Source organism: Roseimicrobium sp. ORNL1 (assembly GCF_011044495.1).
In the GTDB taxonomy this organism is placed as follows: Bacteria; Verrucomicrobiota; Verrucomicrobiia; order Verrucomicrobiales; family Verrucomicrobiaceae; genus Roseimicrobium.
The window spans coordinates 6,407,251-6,427,400 of record NZ_CP049143.1 but is presented as its reverse complement, the minus strand read 5'-3'; the positions used below and the strand labels follow the sequence as shown (position 1 = coordinate 6,427,400).

Below are 20,150 nucleotides of genomic sequence, written 5' to 3'. Positions count from 1 at the left end.
ACTCTGTTCAGAATTGCAGCCCTCCGGAGCGGTGTGTGGATGCCGGGAACGGCAAGCAGAAATCCGGGCTTGTGAAATTTTTCACAAATTCAATTTGCCGCCCCGCCCCGCTTCCGGTAGTGAGATCGGTCTCTACGTCCCGCTATCGTGCGGCTGGCTCATGGGTAGCTTTCTAGACAGCATCAATCTCGCGTATCTCATCGCTTCGGCGGTGAAGATCGTGTTCTTCAGCTTCCTGGTCATTTTGCCCATGGTGGCGTACTCGGTGTATTTCGAGCGACGAGGCAGCGCCGTCATCCAGGACCGCGTGGGCCCGAACCGCACGGGTATTCCGCTCACTCTTTTCGGCGGGAAGAAGGACATTCCTTTTGCCGGCTTGATTCAGCCGCTGGCGGATGGCTTGAAATTCCTGCTGAAGGAGGACTTCACTCCTTCTCACGTAAAGAAGTTCTACTACTGGCTCGCGCCCACGTTGGTCATGGTGCCGGCCCTGCTCACGGCGGTGGTGATTCCCTTTGGCAGCGAACTGGACCTGAGCTGGATCGCAGGAAAGCTTGGCCTGGAAGGCACCTGGGTGCATCAGGCGGTGCCGATGGTCATCGCGGATCTCAATGTGGGGCCGCTCTTCACCTTCGCCATCGCGTCCTTGGGCGTGTACGGCATTGTGCTCGCGGGCTGGTCCTCGAACTCGAAGTATCCCTTCCTCGGTGCGGTGCGCAGCTCCTCGCAGATGATTTCCTACGAAATCGCGCTGGGCCTTTCCATCATCCCCGTGCTGATGATCATCGGCGACCTGAATCTCCCGGAGATTGCCCGCTATCAGGACAAGAACGGCTGGCTGCTGCTTCCCTTCTGGGGCGAGGGCCTCACACTGGGCCGCTGGGTCCTGCTCATTCCCATTTTCATCTCCTTCGTCATCTTCGTGATCTCCATGTTCGCGGAGACGAATCGTGCTCCCTTCGACCTTCCTGAGTGCGAAACGGAACTCGTCGCTGGTTACCATACCGAGTACAGCTCGATGAAGTTCGCCCTGTTCTTCATGGGTGAGTACGCTGCGATGATCATCGGCTCCGGTCTGGCGGTCACGCTCTTCCTCGGCGGCTGGAGCATTCCTTTTGGTGGACTGATTGAGCAGTGGACCGGGATTCAGCTCACCTTCAAAGAGGGCTCCACTCCCTTGCTGCTGGGCCTGATTCATATCGTGTGCTTCCTCGCGAAGGTCTTCCTCTTCATTCTCTTCTTCATCTGGGTGCGGTGGACCCTGCCGCGCTTCCGTTATGACCAGCTCATGAAGCTCGGCTGGCTGGTCTTCTTTGAACTCGCACTGGCGAATGTGTTCCTCACCGCCGTGCTTATGCTGTGGTTCCGCATCTGATCGCCCGCGAATATGGCCACGATTGTCTGTCAACGCCCCAAACTGAAATGGCATGAGCGCTGGTTCATCTCCACGTTCCTGAAAGGCCTGCGCATCACGCTGGGCCATGCCATTGCCATCATGCGTGGTCGCAAGAAGGTGACCATGCAGTATCCCGAGGAGAAATGGGATGCGAACCTGCCGGATCATTATCGTGGTGCGCCCACGCTGGTGACGGATGAGCATGGCCGCGAGCGCTGCGTGAGCTGTCAGCTCTGCGAATTCATCTGTCCCCCCCGTGCCATCACCATCACGCCTGAGGAAATCCCCAGCGAGGACAAGTGGGCCAAGGTCGAGAAACGCCCCAAGGAATTCAAGATCGACATGATCCGCTGCATCTACTGCGGCATGTGCGAGGAAGTCTGCCCTGAGCAGGCCATCTTCCTGCGCAAGGACTACGCCATCACCGGCACGAGCCGTGCGGAGATGGTGCATGACAAGGCCAAGCTTTATGAAATCGGCGGCGTGCGTGTCGGCCTGGTAAACAAGTGGAACGATTTGAAGTAAGCCGCCATGCCGTCCGTGTTGTTTTACCTCTTTGCTGCGATAACGCTGGTCTTCGGCCTGCTGGTCGTGGTGCTGCGTAATCCGGTGGCCAGCGCGCTCTCCCTGGTGGTGAGCTTCGTGGGTCTCGCGGCGCTCTTCGTGAGCCTGGACGCCTACTTCATCGGCATCATCCAGATCCTCGTGTATGCCGGCGCGGTGATGGTGCTGTTCCTTTTCATCGTCATGCTTCTGGATATCAGGGCAGAGGAGTTGAAAAAGGTGAATGCCCTCCCGGTGGTGGGTGGTGCTCTGCTTGCCATCGTCTTCGTAGCCCAGCTTGGAAGCATTCTGGCCAACTTCGACAAGGGGCGCACGAAGCTCGCTGATGTGCCTGTGCAGTTCCAGCACGCCTCACGCGCCCAGGCGCTTCCTGGTGTGAAGCGGGATCTTGAGCGTGAGTCTCTGCCCGATGCCAAGCTGGTGGGTCAGGCCCTCTTCCAGCGTTACCCTTTCCAGATTCAGCTCGTCGGTGTGCTCCTGCTTGTCGGCACCGTGGGCGTGGTCATCCTCAGCAAGCGTGAAGTGAACTAGCTCCAGTCCCGTCGATGATTACCCTCAGTCATTATCTCATGGTCAGCGGCCTGCTCTTTGCGATCGGGCTGGTGGGCGTGGTCGTGCGGCGGAACATCATCACCATCTACATGTGCCTGGAGATGATGCTGAGCGCGGCAAATCTCACGCTGGTGGCCTTCTCCCGTTTCCGCCTGGTGGAGGGGCTTCCTGATTACAACGCACAGGCGCTGGTGTTTTTCACCATCACCGTGGCCGCCGCTGAGGTGGCCGTGGGTCTCGCCATCATCGTGGCGCTCTTCCGCGCGAAGCAGAGCGTCGATGTGGGCGCTGTGGAAAAGATGAAGGGCTGACACTTCCGACGATCTGATGAACCTCTCTCCCGAAACCCTCTCAGGTGTGGTCCTGCTGTTGCCGCTGGCATCGGCGGTGGTCATCACCTTGCTGCATGGGGTGCTGAAGAATACCGCGCACCTCATCTCCACGGGGGTGTCGATCATCATGTTCCTTTGCGCGCTGATTTTCCTGGGCGCCAACGACAACAAGGAGCCGCTGGTGCTGTATCCCTTTCTGAAGGCAGGCGTCTTCCAGGCGAACATCGGTTTCATCATCGATGCGCAGAGCAAGGGGATGCTCTTCATTGTGACTTTCATCGGCATGCTCGTGCACATCTACAGCACGAGCTACATGAAGGATGACTCCGCAAAAGCGCGCTACTTCGGCGCACTGTCGCTCTTCATGTTCTCCATGAACGGCATCGTGCTGGCGGACAACTTGGTGATGATGTTCCTCTTCTGGGAACTGGTGGGCGTGAGTTCCTACCTGCTCATCGGCCACTGGTTCACCAAGCCTGAAGCGAGCGATGCCGCGAAGAAGGCTTTCATCACGAACCGCGTCGGCGACTTCGGGTTCATGCTGGGCATGTTGATTCTGTTTGGCGCGGTCGGTGCTTCGGGGTGGGGGAACGAAGGGGTGCTTTCCTTCTCGGCGATGAAGGATTCAATGGAGGTGTCCAACAGCGGTTTGAAGGCTTTCTCGTTCAACCAGCAGGGCCTCTTCACGCTGGCCTGCATTGGTCTCTTCCTTGGCGCCATGGGCAAGAGCGCGCAGGCCCCCCTGCATGTGTGGCTTCCGGATGCCATGGAAGGCCCCACGCCGGTGTCCGCCCTCATCCACGCTGCGACCATGGTGGCGGCCGGGGTGTACATGCTGGTGCGCGTGTTCTTCCTGCTTGAGGCGAGCCACCTTGCCTTGGAGATCATTTCTTGGGTCGGCGGCATCACCGCGCTGATGGCGGCCTTGATGGCCACGCAGCAGAATGACATCAAGAAGGTGCTGGCGTATTCCACGCTCTCGCAGCTGGGCTACATGGTCATGGCCGTCGGTCTGCATGCTCCAAATGAAGGCATGTTCCACCTGTACACGCACGCGTTCTTCAAGGCGCTGCTGTTCCTCGGCGCTGGCGCTGTGATTCACTCCTGCCACCATGAGCAGGACATCTGGAAAATGGGCGGTCTCGCGAAGAAGATGCCTGTGACCTTCTACACGTTTGTCATTGGTACCGCAGCTCTCATGGGCGTGCCGTTTATCACCAGTGGTTTCTGGAGCAAGGAAGGCATCCTCACCGCTGCGTATCCGCACGACGGACACGGAAGCTGGCCGCTGTTCTTCATGGGACTCTTCACGGCAGTGCTCACTGCTTACTACATGACCCGTTTGGTGGTAGTAACCTTCTTGGGCAAGGGCCGCACCAAGTATGCGGACCATGCGCATGAGTCCCCGCTGGTGATGATCATTCCGCTGGCCGTGCTCGCTGTGCCCTCGCTCATCTCGGCTGTTCCATGGGTTTCTGGCACTCTGAGCGCCATGGTGCCTCATCATGAGCACACGAACTGGGTGGTCATGGTTCTCTCCATTGTCGCCTTGGCAGTGGGTGCCTTCTTCGGATTCACCACTTACAAGGGCAAGGACAAGGACCCGGTCAACATCCCGCTCTTCGCGAACAAGTTCTACTGGGATGAGTTCTATGCTGGATTGGTGAAATACGCGCAGGACCGCTTCGCGTGGATCATCAATGGCATCGAGAGCATCGTCGTGGATGGCCTCACCGTGCGCCTGCCTGCCGCGCTGGCCAGGTCCTCCGGCAACGCACTGCGCCGCATCCAGAGCGGTGGCCTGCAGGCCTACACCTTTGTTCTCGGTCTGGGCATCGTGATCGCAGTGTATCTGGCGGTGTACGCCACTTCCAAGAATTAAGCCAAGCCTCCTACTCCCTTCCCGTGAGTCCTCTCGAAATCATCATCCTGCTTCCGCTGCTGGCCGCCATTGCCATCTGGCTGGGTGCGCCCGCCCGCGCCACGGCGCTGGGAGCCTCGGTGGTGAACCTGCTGCTGGTGCTGGGGTTATTCATCGGGTACCGCGGCGATGCGTCCATCGAGGGCAAGATGGCTTACATCAACTCGCATGTAGTGCTGTCCGCGCCGAAGATCGCCTTCGCGGTCGGGGCGGATGGCATCAGCCTCACGCTGGCCTTGCTCACGGTGCTCGTGACGCTGGCCGCGGTCTGGGCCACCACGAGCAAGGAGAAGCTGCATTACGGTGCGTCACTGCTCATCGCGAGCGGTGCGCTCGGCGCCTTCCTTTGCACGGACATTTTCTTCCTGTACGCCTTCCATGAGTTGGCGCTGATTCCCACCTTCCTCATGATCGCCTTGTACGGTCATGGCGAGAAGCGTCAGGCCGCATGGCGCATCACCATCTATCTTGGTGTAGGCAGCTTGATTCTGCTGGCCGGTCTCCTCGGTGTCGTGTGGTACTGCCGTCCGCCGAGCGGGGAGTTGACCTTCGACCTGCTCACCTTGCTGCAGCATCCTCTGAAGGGCGACGCTCCCTACGCCAGCTTTGCTCCCATCAATTTCTTCGTGCTTCTTGTGGGCTTCGGCACGCTGGTGAGCTTGTTCCCCTTCCATAGCTGGGCTGCTCCCGCCTATGCTGCCTCACCTACACCAGTTGCCATGCTGCACTCGGGTGTGTTGAAGAAGTTCGGTCTCTACGGTCTCATCCGCATCGCGTTGCCCTTGCTTCCGGAAGCTGCCAAGACTCCCTGGGTCCAGCACGCGCTGCTCTACATGCTGCTGGGGAATATCCTCGTCATCGGCTTTGTCACCATTCACCAGTCGCGCCTGGATACCATGCTCGCGAACTCGAGCGTGATGCACATGGGCTACATCTTCCTGGGCCTTGCTGCTGGGAATGCCATCGGAACGAATGGCGCGGTGCTTCTGATGTTCGGCCATGGCATTTCGGTGGCCCTGCTCTTCATGATCTGCGGCCGTCTCCGCAACCAGCTTGGCACGCTGGAGTTCGCCAAGCTCGGTGGCCTCGCGAAGAATGCGCCTTTCCTCAGCCTGCTGTTCGGCATCGCGGCCTTTGCCTCCATCGGTCTGCCCGGCCTCGCGAACTTCTCGGGTGAAGTGATGATTTTCTTCTCCACGTTTGAGAGCTTCAAGGTCGCTGAGGGCTTCACCTTCCTGCAGGTGGCCACCATTTTCTCCCTCTGGGGCGTGGTCATGAGCGCGGTCTACATGCTCCGCGCGTATCGGAAGCTCTTCTTCGGCCAGGCGGCCTCGGGACTCTATGTCAGCGACCCGGGATTCGGCCTGCGTGTGCCCATGATCCTTCTGGCGGCCGCCCTGTTCATCGTCGGTGTGTACCCCGGCTCCCTGCTGCAGGTGATCGACGCCTCGCTGAAAACACTCGCGACACTCGCAGCGAACTAAATTCTGATGTCACCGCTCTCTCTGGAACTCGCTCTTGGTGTGCTCGGCCTTGTGCTGCTGCTGGTGGAGGCATTCACCCGCGTGCCGCGCAAGACGCTTGCCTACGGTGCGCTCGGAGGTCTCACGTTGGCATTGATCATTCTCATCTCCGGTGGGGCGAGCGCTCAGGTTCCACACATGGAGACCTTCTACGCGGTCGACAGCCTTGCGCTCTTCTACAAGGGACTCGTGCTCGTGGCGACGATTGCCACCATCGTGCTCTCTCTGGAATACGCTCCGGTGGTGAACCAGTATGTGGCCACCAACCCCGAGAAGCACAAGGAAGCGGGTCTCGGTGAGTTCTTCAGCCTGCCGGTCTTCGTTTGCGTGGGCATGATGGTCATGGCCTCGGCCAAGGACATCATCACCATCTTCGTGGCTCTCGAACTGGTGACGGTGAGCTTCTACGTGCTGGTGGCCTACATGCGGCGCAGCGCTTCCTCCCTGGAAGCCGGCGTGAAGTATCTGATTCTCGGTGCTCTCAGCACAGGCCTTCTCATCTACGGCCTCTCCTGGCTGTACGGCATGACCGGCGGACTGACGCTGGAAGAAATCGCCCACTCGCTCCAGCATTGGGAGGGCAGCACGGCACCTCTGCTCTTTGCCGCTGCGCTGGTGATTGCAGGCCTCGGATTCAAGGTGGGCGCTGTGCCCTTCCACATCTGGGTGCCGGACGTGTATCAAGGCGCCCCTACTCCGGTGACGGCATTCCTTTCCGTGGGTTCCAAGGCAGCAGGCTTCGTCGTCCTTACCCGCGTGGTGGAGACTTTTGTTGCGGAAGGTTCCGCCATTGCCCAGCCCATTTCACACGTGCTGCTCGTGCTCGGCGGCGCTACCATCCTTCTCGGAAACCTGGCCGCGATTGCCCAGACGAACTTCAAGCGCCTGCTCGCGTATTCGAGCATCGCCCATGCGGGTTACCTGATTGTCGTGCTGGGATGCCTGCACACCGCGAACACAGGGCTGACCTCCGGTGAGATCGCCGCCTTCTACCTGGCCACCTACCTGCCGATGACTTTCATCTGCTTCCTGCTTCTGAGCACCGCGCGCGCCCAGGGTCTGGGAGAAGAAATTGCCAGCCTGCGCGGTCTCGCGCTGAGCAATCCGAAGCTGGGCATGGCTGTCACCCTCGCGCTCGCCTCGCTGGCCGGTCTTCCGCTGACCGCTGGTTTCATGGGCAAGTTCCTCGTCATCTTCGCCACGGTGCTGGATGGCGCCTATGCCTACCTCGTGATTGCCGTCATCGGCGCCGCGGTTGGTTTCTATTATTACTTCCGAGTCATCCTCTCGCTCTACTCCAAGGTCGACGGCGAGGCCGCTCCCGCGAAACTCAAGCTGGGACTTCCCTCGGCCATTCTGCTCGCGGTCTTCACCGCCAGCATTGTGGTGATGGGTGTCTATCCAGATTCCATCCGCAACGCCCTTCGTGGCAAAGCCGACGCCAAAGCCGCTCAGGTGGCCGTGACGGAGAAGCGATAAACTCCGGGCACGGCCCTGGGAGCGCTGGCCTCTGGCCGGCGTACCTGCGTGGCTGGGCCAATCGACATGCGACTCCTGAATGCACGCCGGCCGGAGGCCAGCGCTCCCAGGACTCCTGGGTGCCGTTATGCGTAGGGTAAGTGGTGTTCCGCACATCCTGATTTCCTTCAGCACGCAAGACTGGTGCAATTTCCACGGGATGCGCTAGACTCCGCGCTCCCATGTTCCACCGATTCCTGCAGCCCGACTTCCAGACCTTCTCCGCCCGTGCAACACAAGGTAATCTTGTGCCGGTGTGGGTGGAGCTGGCTGCAGATTATGAGACGCCGCTATCCGCCTTCCGCCAGATTCATGACGGCCGGCATGGTTTCCTGCTGGAGTCCGCGGAACTGACGCAGCATTCCGGGCGCTACTCACTTCTGGGCAGCGAGCCACGGTTGATTTTCACCGCGCGCGGGCGCGAGATTGAAATCGAGGAGAAAGGCGAGAAGCGCACCTATACCGCCCCTGGGGATCCGCTCAAGGAGCTGGAGAATATCATGGCCGCGTTCAAGCCGGTGTCTCCCGCGCCCCTTCCGGTATTCCACGGCGGTGCGGTCGGCTATCTGTCGTATGACATGGTGCGGTTCTTCGAGCCCACCCTGCCCGCCGCTCCTCCGGACTCCCTCGGTGTGCCGGACATGGTGTTCATGATTGCGGACACGGTGGTCATCTTCGATCACAAGCATCGCAAGCTCACCATCGTGGCGAATGTGTTTGTGCCGGATCACGCTTCTCTTGAAGCGGCCTACGAATGGGCGGGCAAGCGCATCCAGCAGATCATCGCCAAACTGGAAGCGCCTCTTCAAGTGAAGGCCTTGCAGGCATTCGCGCCTGAGGCATCAAATGGCGCGCTGGAGCTTCGCGGCAATACCACCCAGGCGGAGTACGAAGCCATGGTGGTGGCCGGGAAGGAATACATCAAGGCAGGAGACGTCTTCCAGTTTGTGCCTTCGCAGCGATTTGAGACGGATTACACCGGCACCTCTCTCGACCTGTATCGCGCGCTGCGGCATGTGAATCCCTCGCCGTACATGTTCTGCCTGGATTTCCCGGATGACTTCGCCCTGGTGGGCAGTTCACCGGAAGTGCATGTCAAATGCCTCGATGGAAAAATCGAAATCCGCCCCATCGCCGGCACGCGCTGGAGAGGAAAGACGCCGGCGGAAGATGATGCCCTGGCGAAGGAACTGCTGGAAGATCCGAAGGAGCGCGCTGAGCACATCATGCTCGTGGACCTGGCGCGCAATGACGTTGGGCGTGTGTCGAGTCACGGTAGCGTGCGCGTGAATGAGCTGATGATCATCGAGCGCTACTCGCATGTGATGCACATCGTCTCCAATGTCGAGGGGACCCTTGCTCCTGATAGGAACTCCTATGATGTGATGCGAGCCACGTTCCCCGCAGGCACGGTGAGTGGATCTCCCAAGGTGCGGGCGATGGAAATCATCAACGAACTGGAGAAGAACAAGCGCTGCGCGTATGCCGGCGCGGTGGGTTACTTTGGCTTCGATGGTTCACTCGACAGTTGCATTGCCCTGCGCACTTGCGTGCTGAAAAATGGACATGCCTATGTGCAGGCGGGTGCCGGGGTGGTGGCGGATTCCGACCCCACGTATGAATATAATGAGACCGTGAACAAGGCGCGCGGATTGTTGCGTGCACTGCAACGCGCGAAGGAACTCGGAAGCTGAAAAATACACGTTTGCTTTGGCTTGCTGAATAAATTCACAAAATGTCGCCGCCCGACTTTCTGGAAAATTTCTAAAAAAGTGATGCCTGATGGATTGCCACGCGCGATCGGCCTGTGGTAAATTTTCTTCAACGTCTGTGCACGCCCCCAAAACTGCTCATGATTCGCAAGACATCCCTTTGCCGCCATCTTGCAGTCCTGTCTCTGATGGCTGGAGGCAATCTATTTGCTCAGACGCTTTCCCCTGTCGCTGTGGGTATTTCGCGTGAAACGGCGTCCATGGGCATGCTTTCGACCTCGCGGCAGGAGGGGTTGAGTCCTGCTCCTGCGACGAGTTCGACGACGCTGCCACGGGTCTTTGCACCCACGCTTCCGCGTGCCACCTACACCCGCTATCCGTGGAAGACGGACATCATGACCACGGTCTTCTGGGTGGGTGAACTTCCCACGGAGAACAATCCCACACCCAATACCAAGAGCTCGTGGGACACCGCGTGGACGGCGAACTACGGCGGCTATGATGATCCGGATCCCAACAAGCGTGCTCCGGATTACCGCCCTGCGGCCTTCGTGCCGAAGCAGAATCCCTTTTACGTGGCCCTGCCCTACAACGACTGCCTCGACTACCGGACCACGAAGCCTGATGCGTCGCGTGTGATTCCCTGGTTCAAGCAGACCTTTGAGCGCCATGGCAAATCCGTGTGCCGTGATCGCTGGATTGCCATCCGCTATCAGGACCGCATTTGTTATGCGCAATGGAGCGACTGCGGCCCCTTCCTCACGGATGACGTGGGCTATGTGTTCGGCGATGCCAAGCCCGCCAACTACAAGAATGGTGGCGCGGGGCTCGATGTCTCTCCTGCGGTGCGTGATTACCTTGGCTTCAATACCAACCACAAGGTGGACTGGCGTTTCGTGGATGTGCATGAAGTCCCCGATGGCCCGTGGAAAATGTATGGCACCAACAACCACTTCGTGCAACAGGCGGGCAAGGACAAAGACCTCGTGGCGGCGCGTCTTGAGGAACTGCGTCGCAAGCGCGACGAGTGGTTCCGCCAGAATGGCTCCAAGGCCATGCAACTCCGCTGAGGCGGTGCTTCAAGCTTGATTGCAGCTTGCCTGCGCAGGTCTGCTGCCTTTGGTGGAGATATGCAGCCCGTGGGCAACACCGCCATCCCTTTTCGTGAGTGGATGCGCCGCGCGTTGTTTGATCCTGATACAGGCTATTACACCACCAACGTGCGCACCGTGGGTCGGCGCGGTGATTTTTCCACCTCCGCCACCGCAGGCACTTTGCTGGGGGAAGCTGTCGCGGCTTGGCTGAAGGAACAGATGCGCCGCCAGCGCGGTGTGCGTGCGGTGATTGAAGTGGGCGGCGGCAGTGGTGTTCTCTCCGCCACAGTGCGCGATTCGTTGGGCTGGTGGCCCCGCTGGAAGATGGGCTGGCACATGGTGGAGGCGTCCCCCGTGCTGCGCGCCCAACAGCAGCAAAAGCTGGGTGAGGGAGCCGCCGTCTGGCATGAGTCCATGGAGGCTGCGATGGATGCCACCGACGGGCGGGCCTTTGTCTTCCACAATGAATTGGTCGATGCCTTCCCGGCGACGCTGCTGCAGTGGGATGAGCCCTCCAGGACTTGGTGTGAAATCTGGATGCGCCGCGACGAAGCTGCAGGAGTGTGGCGCGAGGAATTGGGGGCGGCAGTGGCCGGAGGCATCGACGGGGGAGTGCCCTTAGAAGATGGCCTGCTTGCGGTGGCTCTCTCGGAGGAGGCCTGGCCGCAGAACACGCTTCGCCACGGCCAGAAGGTGGAGGTGCATTGCTCGTATCAGGAGTGGTTGGAGAGCTGGGCGCGATCGTGGCAAGAAGGCGCGATGCTCACCCTGGATTACGGAGACGCCTTTCCCGCGGTGTGCCACCGCCAGCCGCGTGGCACCCTGCGCGCGTACTTTGCGCAGCAGAGGCTCACCGGAGCAGAGGTGTACCAGCGCATGGGCAGACAGGACATCACTGCGGACGTGAATTTTACCGACCTCCAGCACTGGGGCGAATCTCTGGGCTGGCGTACTGATGTCCTCGAGACCCAGTCGAGTTTCATCAACCGTCACATTGGCAATGCTGCTGAGCGGGCGAAGGCAAACGCTGCGGATGCCTTTGTCCTGGATCCAGCGGGGGCGGGAGGTGCCTTCAAGGTGTTGGCGCAAAGGCCTCCCCATGCGCCCGCTGCTTGAAATGGACTTAGCGTTTGCACCTGAGTGGTGCCGGTGTTAGGCACTCCGCCCCGCATGAAAGCCCATCAGCTTATCGCTTCCATCAGCCCTGCCCTGCAGCAGGAAATCCTCGGCTACATCCAGACTGAAACCAAGGATGCATTTCGCACGGCGCTCTACCAGGTAGGTGCCACGAGGAAGCTGCGCCCCCAGTATTTCGACAGCAAGTCCAAGAGCGAGCGCATCGATTGGCTGCTGGGCCACATGAAGCAGAAGGCGCTGGACGGCGTATCCGAGCAGCTTCTGCAGCTCTGGCTGCTCAAGGCCAAGGTGCCCATGCTGGCTGCCTTCCTGGACGCTGCTGGCATCAAGCACGATGGCAAGGGACAGGTGGATGACCTGCCCGAGACCCTTGAGGCAAAAAAAGTCGCTGCTGGCGTGGACGCCATGCTCAAGGATAACTCCGGAGAGCAGGTCGCCCTCTATTTGTACATGTTCCAGCAGCAGCGTCCCGGCGGATGGCCAGAGATCGCCGAAGCCTTGGAAAAGCGCGCCGAGCTCAAGCTCGGTTGAATGTCCCCGCGCAGATCGCGGTAGGGCAACATCGTTCTCTCATTACGGGCCGCTTCGCCGCAGATGAAACGTCTGCGGCGGTCGACCAGGCCCGTCTCGCGGTCGGTGAGGCTCTCAGAGCGTCACAAAGGGCTAGACGCGCGCCCCTTTTTTGTGTCATATAGCAATATTGCAACCTGCAATTGCAGGGAATTGTTCGGATGAACGCTCTTTTGTGTTTCAAGCCCTAAATAAAGGGTCTAAAAACACAGTAATTATGGAATATACAAGAAACGGATGGTACAAGTAGCACCGTGTACACCATTCTTTCTCTCACGCGTTTGCGGATTAAGTTAGGTCATACTGCCATGGCTGTGGCGGCAGCAAGTTTCGTTCTTGGGGCACTACCGGCTCATTCTCAGGCGCCGGGCGCCAGGCCCGACTCGCTTAGGCCTCCGATGGGTGAAGTTACGACAGCGGCGGAATTTCAGAGGAAAATACAGGCGTCAAAAACGATTGGTGAGTACAAGAGCGTACCGAGAGACCCCTCGCTGGGCGAGCAAGAGGTCAAGAATGACCCGAACGAAGACTGCATCCTGCTCTACGATGGAAGCAGCTACACCAGAGTGCCGATTGGCTCCGTACTGGCTCTTCCGGCGAATTATCGGAACCGCGTCATCGACAAGCCGAAAGGTCCGTTGCTGCCCTGGCCGGACTTTCTCGCGAAAAATAAGGATTGGGTCGGAGGCTGGGAAGTGCCGATGAAGATGGTCTACGGCGATGCCGATCAATCCAAAATCGTGATGAAGGCGCTCTCCCAAGACACGCGCGTGCTTGTGGCCCTTTTGAAGGGAAATCCCATCACTGTCCTGGAGCCCGAGCCCGAGACCGAGAAGGCCCCCAATAAGGCAGGGGCCGCTAGGAAATAGTCGCGATTCTCATCACCACTACCACTCTGAATCCATGAAATCGATAAGGCTCAACATTTTCCTGCTGTTGCTCGCTGCTTCCCAAGGCGGCCTGATGGCACAAACGACCTCGACCAAGGCGTGGGTCATTGAAAAGGATCTCGGAACCGGGATTTCGGCCCATGTCTACCTGCCGACCGATCTCGGTGGGCCTTACACACCACTCCTCCCCGTCTCGGATGGCGGAAATGTGTACAAGCTGTATGCGAAGGGCACCGCTTGGGATACCAATGAGTACCTTCTGGATACCAAAATCATCAAGGCCTATTCGCCCGCGGCGAGTTTTACGATCGAGACCGGTGACCCTACTTATTTCCGTGGCGACCCGAAGACTCCGAACTTTGTAGTCCGTACGCGGGTGGATGAACCCATCAAGTTTTCGGTCACGATCTCAGGGGTGGTCACAGACGCTACAGCTGCCGCGGCGGAGAGATCGGTCGAGATTGAATTCATCGGCACGGACTACTGGCCTGACACTTATTCCCCTTTAGGAAACGCAAGTGGGAGACCGGAGAAACAGCCCTACCCTCTGACCCCCGTTCCGGTTGTGCTCGAGGGTAACCAGAAATTTCCGTTCGGATATGATAAAGAGCTCTACGCTTTACTCGACAACCCCGCGAACAAGCTGGACTGTGTTGGAGAATGGAAGCTTAAAGTGAAACGGTACGCGGCCGATGGCATTCCAGCCACGTACATTGCGGAACCGAAAATCGAGGTCTGGCCCGTGGCCGAGGCCAAGTTCACAGGTGTTACCGACAACCAGGTCTTCATTGATGCCATTCCCGAGTTGGTGTTCACCTACTCGGACCTGTATCCGGACTCCAAAACGTATGTGCAAATCTATTCAGGCCCGTGGGTGAAAGGCACCCAGGGCACGATTATCGAAACCACGGAGCGCAAGTATGGCAAGTACTACAACCCTGGTCTGACTGACCATCCTACGGTACCGCAGAACGCGTCCATTGGTGTGACGGGATTGTCCAGCTACACCCCCAAGGATGGGATCTATACCATGGAGATCATTACCGAGACTCCATTCCACAATCGCCGCCAGGACACACTCAAGAAGGTCACCTTTGAAGTGGACCGTGTCATCTCCTCCCGTGGCAAGTTGAGCACGGCGGAAGGAAGCCCGTAATCACTTTCGACCATGAACATGCGCCATGTAATGAGGGGACGCCGGCGTTCGAGCCGGCGAGGCTCCGTGTTGGTTGAGGCGTCCATCGCCCTCGGGGCCGCCACCTTGCTGGCGTTGCTGATGATGAAAGCTACACTGCTTGCCATCGGAGGAAATGACTGGACGACCATGCAGACGCTGACGGATGCCCTCCTCACGCGCGAGACCGCGATGGCAAACCGCGTCCCCTTCGCGGAGATCGCTTCCGGGACCTCGATGTGGCCCGACGCCTCCGGGGGCGTGGTCGGAGCGCCCGTGACTATCCAGATTGGGAAGATCATGGGTGGCGCTCCAGTCACGGCGAAGCTGATCCGCTATCGCGTGAACCAGGCTAATACCAGCGAACCGGACGTGACTCTCGCGGTATGGAGGCTGCATTCCGTGGTGCAGTACAATGTCGGCTCGAATCAGTATGTGAAATCCTCATCCACGCTTCGCGCACAATGAATTTTCGTCTTCAACGGCCGCTCTCGTGGAGAAAGTCACTCAGGCGGGGTGGTTTCACCCTGCTGGAGACTTCGATGGGTGTGAGCATCACCCTCGCCCTGAGCGTAGCTTTGATTGCCATGCTTCAGCAGCACATCACTCTGATGGGCTGGCTTCAGAAGCAGTCCTTTCTCACGACGGAGGCACCCCAGATTGGAAACCTTGTGGGACGCATCTTTGGTTCGGCCGATCACTATTTTGTCTATTCCAGCCGCGATGCTGCTCTCGGTGGCGCAGCTCCAGTGTTGGTCAATGGAGGTGCCGTGCGTCTTTTCAGCCAGGCTGCCAATGGCGACATCACGGAACTGTGGGTGGAAGTGCAAACTGTGGCGGGCACGAAGGTGCTGAAGTGTTATGGTAAGCTTCCCAATGGCACCGAATCGCAATGGACCGTGTGCGAAGGCCTCGGTAATGCTACATTTCACTGTAATACCGGCGTCCTCGGAGTCACTCTCACTGGGCCGAATCAAGAAGAGGTTACTTATTACGGAGGCAGCCGATGAAAAAACGAGTCCCATCCACCAAACGCACCCTTCGAGGATTTGCGGCGATGCCCATGGTGACGTTCATGAGCATCTTCCTCCTTCTGAGCTTGGCGATGGTCTATCGCAGTTCGCTCATCAAGCGCGATCAGGCTGCGAAGAGCCAGCTTCGTATCGACTACCATCAGCGTGAGGAGGCTCTCATGCGCGCCCTGGTGGCCAGCTTTCCTGCGAAGGTCGTGGCCTGCATGAAGGGAAACTATGCAGATTCGACTACCTATAGCTGGAATGCGATTTTTGCAGACGCCATTCAGCGTGCGGCGGCTTCGGAGGCGATTTCGACCAGCATGAAGCAGGCGATGGGTCTGGGCGCCAATGTGCGCCAGGCGGACGTCGGTGATGATAATGCGGCAACAGTGCAAAGCTGGATCACTTCGCTGAGCGGCCAAGCTGGAAGAGTCACCCCTGGTATCTCCAGTTACGAGGATGATTTCACCGCAGCTGGGCTCGCTGGAAAGGTACCCCCCTTCCTGAAGTCAACTCCTGCCCTGGAAGCGGCTGATGAAAATCGCCCCGTCGTCAGCCCGGAGAAGGTCTATGCGGAACAAAGCGCCGGCCTGCTGGCGAGCGTCACCAGCTATCCCAAGTTCAACAAAATCGATTATCCGAACATTAGGTTTGGTTATGCCAAACCCGGCGAGCCTTTTGTGGCAAAGCGGAACTGGTGGGCGTTCAGCGTGCGTTACGGTGAGGGCGATGTCGGCGTCACCAAAAACTATATTCTCTCCCTGTACGAGGTGCCGTCCCAGCTTCCCATTGAAGCGGCGACCTTTGCTGAAATTGGTCAATACGAAGGTGGCACAGCATGGGGGGCCAATATCACGATCGAAGGTGGGATCTATGCAGACAGCCTGAAAATGAATGGCGCTCACGGAGCCAGCCGTCTTGCCGGACGTGAATCGATTGAGTTGGACGCTCCCCTGGAGTTGGATGGCACCACGGTCGACAATGACTTCGATGCCATGGGTGTGCGTGAGAGCATGCATGCGAGTGCCAAGACCAACATCCTGCCTGTGGCATTGTCCGCGAACTCTGGGCGAGTCGTTTTCTACCCGATTCCAAGTGGAACTGCTTTTCTAAACAAGTTCGTGGGTACCCCTACCAAGTGGGACCAATACAAGAGCGGCGCGATTGACTGCAAAGTTACGATCGAGGCACTTGCGATGGTTAGCCTTGATGACCAGACACCCACCTCCATCCGCGTCAAGTATAAGACTCCCTCAGGAACCACCCAGACGACCGTACTCACACGCAACAGCAACTGGCCGTCTGCGGTGGAAACGGGCGGCGATGTCATTCCGTTCCAGACTGAACTCACCAGCACTGGCCGCTCCTGCATCACCGTCTCCCCGGGATTGTTGAACGCCTGGCTTCTCTCCAAAGGAGGGGCCTCCGTGCTTACGAACAATAGCTTGCACATCTCCGTGGACGCCACGGCAGATCCTTTGACGGTGAAGGCTCTGTCATCCCCTCCGGCCGAGGGAGACATGTGTGCCATCATTCGCAAAGGGAAGGACCTGACTTCCTTCACCAAGGGCTTTTCGCTGGTGGGACCGGTGCGTGTCTACATTGGGGACGACCTCAACGAGTACCCCTTGCCCTCGGTCCCTACGGATGCAGGTTTTCCTACAGGCACCGCCAGTTATTATCCCCCCATGTCTATTTTCGCTTCGGAATTGCGCGTGGGCACGACCCAGAACAATCGCCTCTTCGAGCATAAGGGCCAAATGGGTTCGCTGCAGACGGGCAGTACCTCCGCGTGGAGACCGATGGACATGAAGTCCGGCAAGGATGATACTGTGCACACGAATGATATTTCGGCGGATCTTACGCCTCTTGAGAGCCCCGCAGAGCTTCCACCCATCCACCAGTTGAACTGGCTTGTAGTGATCGAAGAGATTAATTGAAAATCTGTTCGTGCGACCACCGCGCGGACATCTGCATCCACTGCCTCCCCTGACACTGTTTTAATGAGCGCTCTTCAGTCCTCCGCCGTCCATAATTTCTTGGGTCTCATTGCCGCGGCCTATCCAGATCGTGAGATTTCGGATGTGCAGATCCGTACGAACAGCCTGCTTTACGTGCACACCAATCGTGGCATTGAGATTGCCGAATCGTTTGGGGTCATGCCGGCAGAAACCGTGGCGCAGATTGCGGAAGCGCTGTTCCTGAACCAGAATGTGGAACTCTGGTCAGACGCGGATGGCCAGGGCTCAGTGGAGAAGATGTGGGAGCTCATCCGCAAGAAGCGCGTCATCGACTTCAGTTGCGACAACGGTGCTCTCGGTGCGCCGGTTCGTATGCGTGTGCAGATGCACCTCAGCGAAACTGGACTCGGCCTCACGACCCGTTGGTTGCGCGGCAAGATCTCACAGCTCGAGACTCTCGGGATCGACCCGATGATTTCGGACAGTTTGCGTGATCTCGTCCAGCGCCGCTTCGGGCTGGGATTGATCACGGGTCCCACGGGTTCAGGCAAGTCGACCACTCTGGCGGCGTTGCTGGACTGGGTACGGAGACACTTCTCAAAGCATGTCGTCACCGTGGAGGACCCGATTGAATATCGATATGACAGGGACATGGAGGATCCCAACACTCCGGGTCTCATGATTCCTGCGCCGTCCATGGTGACGCAGCAGGAAGTGGGCAAGCATACGCTCTCCTACCAGTCGGGCCTCAAGGAAGTATTGCGTAAGACACCCAACATCATTCTGCTGGGGGAAATTCGTGACCGCGAAACGATGGAGACCTGTATTGAGGCAGCTCAGACCGGTCACTTCGTTCTCTCCACCCTGCACACGCGTGGTGCGGTTAAGACCATTGACCGTATTCTGGAGTTCTTCCCCAAGGATCAACAGCCCGGCGTGTTGAATCGGTTGGGTGAAACACTGACCTTTGTGTTGTCCCAAGGTCTGCTCACGGGTTTCCAAGGCCGAGTGCTGGTCACCGAATATCTCCAGAATACCAGTGATACGGTGGGCGCCGGTATTCGAGCCTACGATGGCAACGCCACCTCACTGGCGGATGCCCTGCGTTACAAGGGCAACCTGCGCTGGGACAGCTCGATGATGCAACTGTATCGCGAGGGCAAGATTTCAGAGCAGGTGTTCAGCACCAATCTTATTGGTGGCTGACCAGATATCCTCTGGCGGCGAGGTTGTCCCGGAACTTCACGACGATACGGTCGAGGAACCGGGCGTGGTCGTCGATTTCCACCCGGCGGGCGAACGGAATGTTCATCCACCATCCCTCCCGCTCGGCTGCAGCACGTGTTTCACGAAATTGCTGCTGGAGAGAGATGATGTTATTCCAGTGGGGGGCGACTTCGTTTTTCGTGGGGAATCCCGGCTGCGCCGCAAGGATCAGATCGTTAAGGCCATTGATCGCGGCGCCTACGCCCGTCAGTGCGTTTGCCATGCCACCTTGGCTGGATTTTGCCTGAGCCAGCGCCTTTTCAGTCACTATCCTGGACCGCTCCTTAACCTGACCCAAATCCTGGGAGGTGGTGGTGATATAGTGGTACAGGATTTCGTAGAGGGCTGGATCACCCGGATCAAGATTGTAGGCGAGTCTCAACCGCCATCCCGCGGAGGCCTGGATATAGCGGCGGTGAGCTGCTGAAAGCACTGCGGGTCCCGATCTCCGTCTGCGCTGAGTTTCCAGCTTGAACAACAAACCGGCAACCCTATCCACCGGGGTTCCAATCGCGGGTAAGTCAGGCCCCTCATCTGGGAGAATGGCCTCTACTGGTGCAGGTACGGCCGCGGGCGCATTGGAAGTGAACTGGCGCCTCGAAAAGACGCCAGGCGTCGGTGGGGGAGGAGGTGGCGGAGACGAGGTGGTAGCAGATGCCTGTTTGGCAGGATTGGTCGCCAAGGCGCGGGCGGCCTCACCTCCGTGCCAATAGGTATAAAGGGACTCGCGCATGGTGCGGGCGATCAAGCTCCCAAACGCGCTGCCAGGAATGGCAAGCGTGGGAACCTCCTCTACCGTCTTGGGTGGATAGGGTGCTGCATACCGCGAGACTCCCCAGAGCACCGCGGCGGCAAGGACCATCAGGAGCGTGTGCGGAAAGCGCATAGTCCAAGGAGGGTAAAAGCGGCCCCTTCAACGGCCAGTACGGTGACAGTCCTCAAGTAGTAGGGAGTGGGCAGCGGTCCCATTTTGAAAACCAGGCGCGGCGTGAGATCCGCCAGGTGGTAGTGAGGCATCAAAACCCAAAACAGCTTGCCAAGCGGTGATTCGCCCTGGGCAAAAAAGGGAGCGAGCCAGAGGCCTCCGAACAGTCCCACAAATAGAATGCTGACCGGAATCATAAAGGCAATGATCTCATTGGTGACGGTACCCAGCGCCACGCCGAGCATCATCAAGGGAACGGCCGCCAGGATGTAGAGCGAAGCGTATTGCAGCACGAGCCAAGTCCAGTTGCTGGCATCGGTGGCTGACGAGGGCATGCAAAAGCCCAAACAGACAATGATTGCCAGCAACGCTACTGCCACCACCCAGAGGAAGAGCGACGCATTCAACTGAATGCAGAGATTGAGCCGGGCATGTCCTGCGGCACGGAGATGTTCTAGCATGCCTTGCTTGCGAATCCTGTGACCCAGGGAAGCGGCTTGGAAAGGCAGCCACGTAAACAGGGCCAGCCAGGCAAACATCCACGCGGCCTGCGCCCTGGCGGGCTGCAGGATGCCGGGATTCTCCTCCCAGGGAGTCAC

Annotated in this window: 19 protein-coding genes; 17 read left to right on the top strand and 2 right to left on the bottom strand. The window is 58.7% G+C overall.

The window, feature by feature from the left end; translation table 11 throughout:
- Nucleotides 1-160: 160 nt before the first annotated feature.
- From G5S37_RS25855 to G5S37_RS25775, 17 genes are all read left to right on the top strand, one after another.
- Nucleotides 161-1,375 (top strand): complex I subunit 1 family protein, encoded by a 1,215-nt coding sequence (locus tag G5S37_RS25855; RefSeq protein ID WP_165208044.1) that lies wholly within the window; start codon nucleotides 161-163, stop codon nucleotides 1,373-1,375.
- Nucleotides 1,376-1,387: 12 nt separating this feature from the next.
- Nucleotides 1,388-1,921 (top strand): NADH-quinone oxidoreductase subunit I, encoded by a 534-nt coding sequence (locus G5S37_RS25850; protein WP_165208042.1) that lies wholly within the window; start codon nucleotides 1,388-1,390, stop codon nucleotides 1,919-1,921.
- A 6-nt stretch (nucleotides 1,922-1,927) separates the two neighbouring features.
- Complete coding sequence (locus tag G5S37_RS25845) at nucleotides 1,928-2,491, top strand: NADH-quinone oxidoreductase subunit J (protein ID WP_165208040.1); 564 nt, start codon at nucleotides 1,928-1,930, stop codon at nucleotides 2,489-2,491.
- 14 nt (nucleotides 2,492-2,505) lie between these two features.
- The gene (gene nuoK, locus G5S37_RS25840; RefSeq protein ID WP_165208038.1) at nucleotides 2,506-2,823 is read left to right on the top strand and encodes an NADH-quinone oxidoreductase subunit NuoK; all 318 of its coding nucleotides are present in this window, start codon (nucleotides 2,506-2,508) and stop codon (nucleotides 2,821-2,823) included.
- A 16-nt stretch (nucleotides 2,824-2,839) separates the two neighbouring features.
- On the top strand, nucleotides 2,840-4,726 hold the full coding sequence (gene nuoL / locus G5S37_RS25835) for an NADH-quinone oxidoreductase subunit L (protein WP_165208036.1): 1,887 nt from the start codon (nucleotides 2,840-2,842) through the stop codon (nucleotides 4,724-4,726).
- A gap of 23 nt (nucleotides 4,727-4,749) precedes the next feature.
- Complete coding sequence (locus G5S37_RS25830) at nucleotides 4,750-6,249, top strand: NADH-quinone oxidoreductase subunit M (protein WP_165208034.1); 1,500 nt, start codon at nucleotides 4,750-4,752, stop codon at nucleotides 6,247-6,249.
- Between the two features lie 6 nt (nucleotides 6,250-6,255).
- A complete protein-coding gene (locus tag G5S37_RS25825) occupies nucleotides 6,256-7,767 on the top strand; it encodes an NADH-quinone oxidoreductase subunit N (protein WP_165208032.1) in 1,512 nt (503 codons plus the stop codon).
- A gap of 221 nt (nucleotides 7,768-7,988) precedes the next feature.
- Nucleotides 7,989-9,500 carry an anthranilate synthase component I gene (gene trpE / locus G5S37_RS25820; RefSeq protein WP_165208030.1) on the top strand — a complete coding sequence of 504 codons (1,512 nt, stop codon included), beginning with the start codon at nucleotides 7,989-7,991 and terminating at the stop codon, nucleotides 9,498-9,500.
- A 284-nt stretch (nucleotides 9,501-9,784) separates the two neighbouring features.
- Nucleotides 9,785-10,588 carry a hypothetical protein gene (locus G5S37_RS25815; protein ID WP_240914713.1) on the top strand — a complete coding sequence of 268 codons (804 nt, stop codon included), beginning with the start codon at nucleotides 9,785-9,787 and terminating at the stop codon, nucleotides 10,586-10,588.
- 60 nt (nucleotides 10,589-10,648) lie between these two features.
- On the top strand, nucleotides 10,649-11,728 hold the full coding sequence (locus G5S37_RS25810; protein WP_206026143.1) for an SAM-dependent methyltransferase: 1,080 nt from the start codon (nucleotides 10,649-10,651) through the stop codon (nucleotides 11,726-11,728).
- 54 nt (nucleotides 11,729-11,782) lie between these two features.
- Nucleotides 11,783-12,280: a hypothetical protein gene (locus G5S37_RS25805; RefSeq protein ID WP_165208026.1), complete on the top strand. Its 498-nt coding sequence runs from the start codon at nucleotides 11,783-11,785 to the stop codon at nucleotides 12,278-12,280.
- 293 nt (nucleotides 12,281-12,573) lie between these two features.
- Nucleotides 12,574-13,188: a hypothetical protein gene (locus tag G5S37_RS25800; RefSeq protein WP_165208024.1), complete on the top strand. Its 615-nt coding sequence runs from the start codon at nucleotides 12,574-12,576 to the stop codon at nucleotides 13,186-13,188.
- A 34-nt stretch (nucleotides 13,189-13,222) separates the two neighbouring features.
- Entirely contained in the window at nucleotides 13,223-14,365 is a 1,143-nt protein-coding gene (locus G5S37_RS25795) for a hypothetical protein (protein WP_165208022.1), read from the top strand.
- A 66-nt stretch (nucleotides 14,366-14,431) separates the two neighbouring features.
- Entirely contained in the window at nucleotides 14,432-14,851 is a 420-nt protein-coding gene (locus tag G5S37_RS25790) for a hypothetical protein (protein ID WP_165208020.1), read from the top strand.
- The gene (locus G5S37_RS25785; protein WP_165208018.1) at nucleotides 14,848-15,393 is read left to right on the top strand and encodes a hypothetical protein; all 546 of its coding nucleotides are present in this window, start codon (nucleotides 14,848-14,850) and stop codon (nucleotides 15,391-15,393) included. Before G5S37_RS25790 ends, G5S37_RS25785 begins: the two co-directional genes overlap by 4 nt.
- Before the next feature lie 65 nt (nucleotides 15,394-15,458).
- Entirely contained in the window at nucleotides 15,459-17,339 is a 1,881-nt protein-coding gene (locus G5S37_RS25780; RefSeq protein WP_206026142.1) for a hypothetical protein, read from the top strand.
- Nucleotides 17,340-17,402: 63 nt separating this feature from the next.
- Nucleotides 17,403-18,566: an ATPase, T2SS/T4P/T4SS family gene (locus tag G5S37_RS25775; protein WP_165208014.1), complete on the top strand. Its 1,164-nt coding sequence runs from the start codon at nucleotides 17,403-17,405 to the stop codon at nucleotides 18,564-18,566.
- Here G5S37_RS25775 and G5S37_RS32415 read toward each other — a convergent pair.
- Entirely contained in the window at nucleotides 18,553-19,374 is an 822-nt protein-coding gene (locus G5S37_RS32415) for a hypothetical protein (RefSeq protein WP_206026141.1), read from the bottom strand. The two genes, G5S37_RS25775 and G5S37_RS32415, sit on opposite strands and share 14 nt — an antisense overlap.
- A gap of 113 nt (nucleotides 19,375-19,487) precedes the next feature.
- Nucleotides 19,488-20,090: an ABC transporter permease gene (locus G5S37_RS25765; RefSeq protein ID WP_165208000.1), complete on the bottom strand. Its 603-nt coding sequence runs from the start codon at nucleotides 20,088-20,090 to the stop codon at nucleotides 19,488-19,490.
- Between the last annotated feature and the right edge of the window lie 60 nt (nucleotides 20,091-20,150).